The sequence below is a fragment of the Streptomyces sp. CNH189 genome (genome assembly GCF_000527195.1).
Genome location: NZ_AZUS01000019.1, coordinates 180,364 through 187,871 on the forward strand (window position 1 = coordinate 180,364; position 7,508 = coordinate 187,871).

General features: G+C 71.9%; 5 protein-coding genes. 2 read left to right on the top strand and 3 right to left on the bottom strand.

Translation table 11 applies throughout. The features are described 5' to 3' along the window. Window positions 1-49 precede the first annotated feature (49 nt). Complete coding sequence (locus tag B100_RS0124845; protein WP_024887121.1) at window positions 50-1,246, bottom strand: spore photoproduct lyase family protein; 1,197 nt, start codon at window positions 1,244-1,246, stop codon at window positions 50-52. 425 nt (window positions 1,247-1,671) lie between these two features. Beyond that, entirely contained in the window at window positions 1,672-3,948 is a 2,277-nt protein-coding gene (locus B100_RS0124850) for a catalase (RefSeq protein ID WP_024887122.1), read from the bottom strand. Window positions 3,949-4,431: 483 nt separating this feature from the next. Here B100_RS0124850 and B100_RS34250 point away from each other — a divergent pair, with 483 nt between their 5' ends. Then, window positions 4,432-6,633: a discoidin domain-containing protein gene (locus B100_RS34250; RefSeq protein WP_078541164.1), complete on the top strand. Its 2,202-nt coding sequence runs from the start codon at window positions 4,432-4,434 to the stop codon at window positions 6,631-6,633. A gap of 24 nt (window positions 6,634-6,657) precedes the next feature. Here the strand turns inward: B100_RS34250 and B100_RS0124860 are convergent, their stop codons facing one another. Continuing rightward, entirely contained in the window at window positions 6,658-6,885 is a 228-nt protein-coding gene (locus B100_RS0124860; protein WP_024887123.1) for a hypothetical protein, read from the bottom strand. A gap of 190 nt (window positions 6,886-7,075) precedes the next feature. Here B100_RS0124860 and B100_RS0124865 point away from each other — a divergent pair. Next, the coding region (locus B100_RS0124865; RefSeq protein WP_024887124.1) for a carboxymuconolactone decarboxylase family protein at window positions 7,076-7,508 on the top strand (433 nt) is incomplete at its 3' end.

Genomic DNA, 7,508 nt, shown 5'->3' on the forward strand with positions numbered 1-7,508 from the left:
CGGTTGTCACGGGGTGACCTGGGAAAAGTTCGGGGAGGCTGTCACGGCCTCAGAACGCGTACCGGACACCCAGCCACGGTGTACGGCGGGCGATGATGTCGCGCAGCTCCGCGAGCGCCTGGCGTTTGACGCCCGCGTGGTAGCGGAGGTTGAGGGCGCCGTTCTGGGACCGCTTGGTCTCCTGTGCGGCCGGCTGCCACAGCACGTCCTCACCACGCGGGTGCCAGCGGAGGTTCACCTCGTGCAGGTCCGCGTTGTGGGTGAGCATGATGACCTCGGCCAGCGCCTGCCGTTTGACCCGCTCCGGCAGGACGTCGTCCATGTGCCGCAGCAGTTCGTCCCAGGCGTCCTGCCAGCCGGGGCGGACGACGACGGGCGAGAGGTTGAAGTGCACCTCGTAGCCCGCGTCGAGGAAGTCCGCGGCGGCGGCGATCCGCCGGTCCACCGGGCTGGTGCGCAGGTCCAGCAGGCGGGAGTCGTCGGCGGGCATCACCGAGAACCGGACGCGGGTACGGCCGCGCGGGTCGAGCTCCAGCAGGTCGGGGTTGACGAACTTGGTCGCGAACGACGCCTTCGCGGTGGGCCAGTCACGGAAGGCACGGATCAGGTCGGCGGTGTTGTCGCAGATCAGCGCGTCGACCGAGCAGTCGCCGTTCTCCCCGATGTCGTACACCCACGCCTCGGGGTCGCACTGGTTCGGCTCCGTCTTCGGGCCCCGCGCGGCGACGTGCCGGCCGAGGTGGGCGACGATCGCGTCGATGTTGGTGAACAGGGTGATGGGGTTGGCGAAGCCCTTGCGGCGGGGCACGTAGCAGTACACGCAGGACAGGGCGCAGCCGTTGGAGGGGCCGGGGGCGATCCAGTCGGCGGAGCGGCCGTTGGGGCGGGTGGTGAGCTTTTTCCTCACCCCAAGGACGAGCGTTTCGCGCTTGATGCGCATCCAGCGGTCGGCGCTGCCCTCGTTGCCGTGCAGCTCGGGGATGCGCCAGTGGGAGGCCACCTCGACGAGGCGGGCCTCGGGGAAGCGGGCGAGGATCTGGCGGCCCCGAGGGGAGGCGGCCGCGGCCGGTTCGGCGTGGATCTCCTTGACCGCCAGCAGGCGGCGGGCCTGCGCGGAGTCCCGGAAGGGGGATGCCGTCGGCGAGGGGGCGGGGTCCGTCGAGGGCGCCTGGGGCATGTCGTCGATGCCGAAGAGGGGCTCTTGCGAGCCGTGGAGAGAGGGGGTGGGGGTGGGGTGGTGGCGCATGGGCGGTCGGCTTCCGGGTGGGGGCTGGCGGACACAGCCGTGAGTTCCACTGTACGGCTGTGTCCGCCGGGGCCCCTGTCGCATCGGCGGGCAAGGGCCGGTGGCGGCCGGTCACGCAGTTCCCCGCACCCCTTAAGTGCCGTGCGGGCCCGGTGGGGGCTGAGCGCGCAGTTCCCCTCGCCCCTTCGGGGGCGCCACCGAACCGCGGCGACCGCCACACCCTAGGGGCGCGGGGAACTGCGCGACCAGCCCCACGCAACCGCAGCGGGCGGCGCACACGACGTCATAGCGGAGCACGGTCGCCAGGAAACCGCGGCGACCGCCACACCCCCAGGGGCGCGGGGAACTGCGCGACCAGCCCCCACGCACCCGCACCGGCCCGTGCGACGTCCCGCCGAGGACGGCCGTCCCCTTGGGGACGCGTACTACGCGCCGGCGGTGAAGCGTTCCCACACCCGGTGGGAGCCCAGCAGCTCGCGCACCTGCTCAAGGACCGCCGGACCGGAGCCGGCGACAACGACACCCGGCGCGTCGACCGGCACCCCCGCCGACGCGAGCGCGGCCTCGCCGCCCGCCCACGCCCCGATCGCCTTGCCGTGCCGGAACGCCTCCTGGAGGAGCTGGGTGACCCGCGGGTCGGGCGCGACCGGCGGAGCGCCGGGAGCCCCCTTGCCGTCCGTCGCCCCGGGCGCGTCCGGCCCCGCGGCCGGCGGCCCGGCGAGCAGCACGGCGTCGAACTCGATCGACCGCGCCGTGACGTGGCTGCGCTGCGCCGTCAATGCCTGGGCGCCCGTGCCGAGCGTGCCGCCCGTGGGCGCGACGACCAGCGGGACCATGCCCGCCTCCAGCACGGCGTCACGCACCGCGTGCACCCCGTCCAGGTCACCGTCCGGACCGGCGAGGATGCCGACGACGCGGCCGTCCACCGGCCAGGTCCCGCCGATCTGCGACAGCGCCGGGCTCGGCTCGACGTCGGCGAGCGGCACCGTCGGCTCCGGCGCGGTCATGCCGAGCCCCTCGGCGACCCGGGAGCACAGCTCGGGGTCGATGTTGGCGAGGACCTGGAGGGTCCGCTCGCGGATCGCTTCCTCGTAGCACTTGCCGAGCTCGAAGGTGTACGCGCCGATGATGTGCTCGCGCTCCACCGGGCTCATGCTGAGCCAGAACCTGCGGGGCTGGCTGAAGTGGTCGGCGAACGACTCCGGCGCCTCGCGCACCTTCCGCCCCTCGGGGACGGTCACCGGCGTCTCGACGTAGGCGCTCATGTCCGCACCCGCGGTGAACGGGCAGCCGCCGTCGAGGGAGTTGGGCTTGTAGGGCGCCACGCCCCGGTGCACGGCCGTCTGGTGCATGCCGTCACGGAGCATGTCGTTGACGGGCGCGTGCGGCCGGTTGATGGGCAGCTGCGGGAAGTTGGGGCCGCCGAGGCGGGTGATCTGGGTGTCGAGGTAGGAGAACAGCCGGCCCGCGAGCAGCGGGTCGTCGGTGACGTCGATGCCGGGCACGAGGTGACCGACGTGGAAGGCCACCTGCTCCGTCTCGGCGAAGAAGTTGGACGGGTTGCGGTTGAGCGTCATCAGCCCGATCGGCTGCACCGGGGCGAGCTCCTCCGGCACGATGTTCGTCGGGTCCAGCAGGTCGATGCCCTCGAAGGTCTGGTCGGGGGTGTCGGGGAAGGTCTGGATGCCCAGTTCCCACTGCGGGTAGGCGCCGGCCTCGATGGCGTCGGCGAGGTCCCGGCGGTGGAAGTCGGGGTCGTTGCCGTTGATGAGCTGCGCCTCGTCCCACACCAGGGAGTGCACGCCCAGCTTGGGCTTCCAGTGGAACTTCACCAGCGTGGTCCCGCCCTCCGCGTCGACCAGGCGGAAGGTGTGGACGCCGAAGCCCTCCATCATCCGGTACGAGCGCGGGATGCCGCGGTCGCCCATGAAGAAGATCGTGTGGTGGGTGGCCTCGGTGTGCAGCGAGACGAAGTCCCAGAAGGTGTCGTGGGCGCTCTGGGCCTGCGGGATCTCCCGGTCGGGGTGCGGCTTGGCGGCGTGCACGACGTCGGGGAACTTGATGGCGTCCTGGATGAAGAAGACCGGGATGTTGTTGCCGACCAGGTCGAAGACGCCCTCGCTGGTGTAGAACTTCGTCGCGAAGCCGCGGGTGTCGCGCACGGTGTCCGCGGAGCCGCGTGAGCCGACCACCGTGGAGAATCGCACGAAGACCGGCGTCTCGACGTCCGGGGCGAGGAACCCGGCCTTGGTCACGGCGGACGCCGTGCCGTAGCTCTGGAAGACGCCGTGCGCGCCGGCGCCGCGGGCGTGGACCACGCGCTCCGGGATGCGCTCGTGGTCGAAGTGCATGATCTTCTCGCGCAGGTGGTGGTCCTGGAGCAGGACCGGGCCGCGCGGACCCGCCTTGAGCGAGTGGTCGGTGTCGTACAGCCGGGTGCCCTGGGCGTTCGTCAGGTGGGCGCCGGACTGGGCCATGCGCGCCTGGTCGGCCCCGGTGGGCTGGCCGGTGGGCGAGACGGTGGCCGGGGCGCTCTGGTCCGGCTTGGGCGGCAGCGGCTCACGCGGCTCCGTCGGCTCCTCCACGGACGGCGGCTCGGGGGCGGGCCGGCCGGGGACGCCGTCGGCCGGGGCCGAACCGTCGCCCTGCAGGGTCTCGGCGACCTTCTTGGCTACCCGCCGCACGGGGTTGGCCTCGCTCATGTGTGAACTCTCCTCCGCTTCGGACCGGCCACGACGGCGTGGCCGCACTTCGGTTGCCGACTGCGGGTGATCCCGGGGGCATACGACGCACAAGAGGCGTCCGGCCCGGCCAACGTCTCATGACCGGACGCCCGGCGCAGGAGACGTCCTCCGACGGAGTGACCCCGGGCCCCCACACGCCGGGGCACGGCGTCCGGGCCTCCGCGCACGGTGCCTCCCGATGATCCGACCGCCACCGCCGCGTACCCCACACATCGGATTCAAGGCACATCCATGTACCGGCCCGCCCTCACGTCCGGCCCGTCCGCCCGTGCTTCCCGTGCGGCAATTCGTGTCCGAGGGCTTGCCCGAGACAAGCCTCACTACTTAAATCAACCTCTGAACTAAGCGGAGGAGCCGTTCAGTTCACCTGCCGGCACGCCTCCGATGGCAATGAGCCCCGCACCCCACTCCCCACCCGTCCCCACGCCAGAAAGCTGACGCATGAGACACACGGAGCACCCCGGCCTCCTCAGACGCGGAAGCCTGGGCACGGCGCTTCTCGCCCTGGCCGCGCTCGTCACCCTGCCCTCCGCGCAGTCCCCGGCCGCCGCGGCAGGGGCGCCACTCCCCCAGGCCCGTGCGGCCGCCGCCTGCGGCACGGCCGACGTCGCCCGGGGCGGACCCGCGACGGCGTCCTCCACGGAGCACGCGGGCACCCCCGCCTCCGCCGCCTTCGACGGCGACCCCGGCACCCGCTGGTCGAGCCAGTGGTCCGACCCGCAGTGGCTCCAGGTCGACCTCGGCTCGGTGCGCGAGCTGTGCGGGGTGGACCTCCACTGGGAGGCCGCCTACGGCAAGGACTTCCGGATCGAGGCCTCCTCCGACGGGCGGAACTGGACCCCGCTCAGGTCGGTGACCGGCGCGACCGGCGGCCGGGCGTCGTACGAGGTGAGCGGCGAGGGCCGGTACGTCCGCGTCCTCGGCACGGCCCGCGGCACCGGCTACGGCTACTCCCTGTGGGAGGTCGCGGTGCACACCACGACGGACGTCACAGGGCCGGTCCAGGGCGGCGGCGACCTGGGGCCGAACGTCATCGTGGTCGACCCCTCCACGCCCGGCCTCCAGCAGAAGTTCGACGAGGTCTTCGCACGGCAGGAGGAGAGCCAGTTCGGCACCGGGCGCTACCAGTTCCTGCTGAAGCCCGGCACGTACAACGGCCTGAACGCGCAACTCGGTTTCTACACCTCGGTTTCGGGGCTCGGCCTCAACCCCGACGACGTGCAGATCAACGGGGACATCACCGTCGACGCCGGCTGGTTCGGCGGCAACGCCACGCAGAACTTCTGGCGTTCGGCGGAGAACCTCGCCCTCACCCCGGTCAACGGCACCGACCGCTGGGCGGTGGCGCAGGCCGCGCCGTTCCGCCGGATCCACGTCAAGGGCGGCCTCAACCTGGCTCCCGACGGTTACGGCTGGGCCTCCGGCGGCTACATCGCCGACTCGCGCATCGACGGCACCGTCGGACCGTACTCCCAGCAGCAGTGGTACACCCGGGACAGCTCCGTCGGCGGCTGGACCAACGGCGTGTGGAACATGACGTTCACGGGGGTCGAGGGCGCTCCGGCCAGCGACTTCCCGAGCGGCCCGTACACGACGCTGGACACCACGCCGGTCTCCCGCGAGAAGCCGTTCCTGTACCTGGACGGCGACGCGTACAAGGTGTTCGTGCCCGCCAAGCGCACGAACGCACGCGGGGTCTCCTGGCCGGCCAACACCGGTGGCACCTCGCTGCCGCTCGACCGGTTCTACGTGGTCAAGCCGGGCGCGACGGCCGCGACGATCAACGCGGCGCTCGGCCAGGGCCTCAACCTGCTGTTCACGCCCGGGGTCTACCCGATCGACGAGACCATCCGGGTCGACCGCCCCGGCACGGTGGTGCTGGGGCTGGGCCTCGCGACGCTCGTCCCGCAGAACGGTGTCGACGCCCTGCACGTGGCGGACGTCGACGGGGTGCGGCTCGCCGGTTTCCTGATCGACGCCGGCCCGGTCAGGTCGGACACCCTGCTGCGGATCGGACCGCCCGGCTCGTCCGCCGACCACTCCGCCGACCCGACCACCATGCAGGACGTGTTCATCCGCATCGGCGGCGCGGGACCCGGTCTGGCCACCGACTCCGTGGTGGTCAACAGCGACGACGTCCTGATCGACCACACCTGGATCTGGCGCGCCGACCACGGCGAAGGCGTCGGCTGGGGAACCAACCGCGCCGACCACGGGCTGCGGGTGAACGGCGACGACGTGCTCGCCACGGGCCTGTTCGTCGAGCACTTCAACAAGTACGACGTCGTCTGGAGCGGCGAGCGGGGCCGCACGATCTTCTTCCAGAACGAGAAGGCGTACGACGCCCCGGACGAGGCCGCCATCACCCATGACGGCATCGTCGGCTACGCGGCCTACAAGGTCGCCGACTCGGTGGAGCAGCACGAGGCGTGGGCGCTCGGCAGTTACTGCAACTACACGGCCGACGACACCATCGTGCAGCACCACGGCTTCCAGGTGCCGGTGAAGCCCGGCATCAGGATGCGGCACCTGCAGGTGATCTCGCTCGGCGGCAAGGGACAGTACCGCCACGTCGTCAACGACACCGGCGGCCCCACCTCCGGGACCGACACCGTCCCGTCCAAGGTCGTCCAGTTCCCCTGACAGGGGGCCCGCCCCGCGCCGGAGTCAGAACAACTGCCCCTGCTGCCCGTCGGGGACGGTCCGGCGCGGGGTGCGGCGCGGGGCCGGGCGGTGTTCGGGGATCTCGTCGCCGAACAGCGGCTCGGTCCCGTACTCGTCCGGCTCTGCGGGGACGACGGCCGGGCCGGTGCGCACGTTGAGGCACAGCGGGGCCTCACGGTCGAAGTCCCCCGGCGTCATGTCCGTCCAGTCGCGTTCCCGACGCTCACTCACCCGGCGCTCCGCTCCCCGTCCACGCGGCAAGGTTATCGGCCGCTTCGTGCCCGCTGGACGGGGTGCCGCACACGGTCACGACAGGATGAGACGTAGGTCACATGCGCCAGGCTGTCACACTCCGCGCGGCCGGTCCGTCAGTACTACGCCACCGCAACGGCGGAAGCGACGACGGACCCTGGGAGAGCACATGAACGCGCGCATCGACTTCTTCGCCAACCCCCTCGCCGGCAAGGTGCTGCGGCACATCAACTCGGCGGGGAAGGCGGTGACGGACTCCGGCCTGCCGCACGCCACCCAGGAATTGGTGAAGATCCGCGCCAGCCAGATCAACGGCTGCGGCTTCTGCACCGACATGCACACCAAGGACGCCACCGCCGCGGGCGAGACCCAGCAGCGCCTCAACCTGGTCGCCGCCTGGCGCGAGGCCACGGTCTTCACCGACGCCGAGCGCGCCGCNCTCGCACTCNCCGAGGAGGGCACCCGCATCGCGGACGCCGCCGGCGGAGTGAGCGACGAGGTGTGGGCCGACGCCGCCAAGCACTACGACGAGGAGCAGCTCGCCGCGCTGATCTCGCTGATCGCGATCATCAACGCCTACAACCGCGTCAACGTCATCAACC

Bases quoted from the DNA above. Each gene is read 5' to 3' on its own strand.
- B100_RS0124845 (WP_024887121.1), bottom strand. From the start codon at position 1,246: ATGCGCCACCACCCCACCCCCACCCCCTCTCTCCACGGCTCGCAAGAG.
- B100_RS0124850 (WP_024887122.1), bottom strand. From the start codon at position 3,948: ATGAGCGAGGCCAACCCCGTGCGGCGGGTAGCCAAGAAGGTCGCCGAG.
- B100_RS34250 (WP_078541164.1), top strand. From the start codon at position 4,432: ATGAGACACACGGAGCACCCCGGCCTCCTCAGACGCGGAAGCCTGGGC.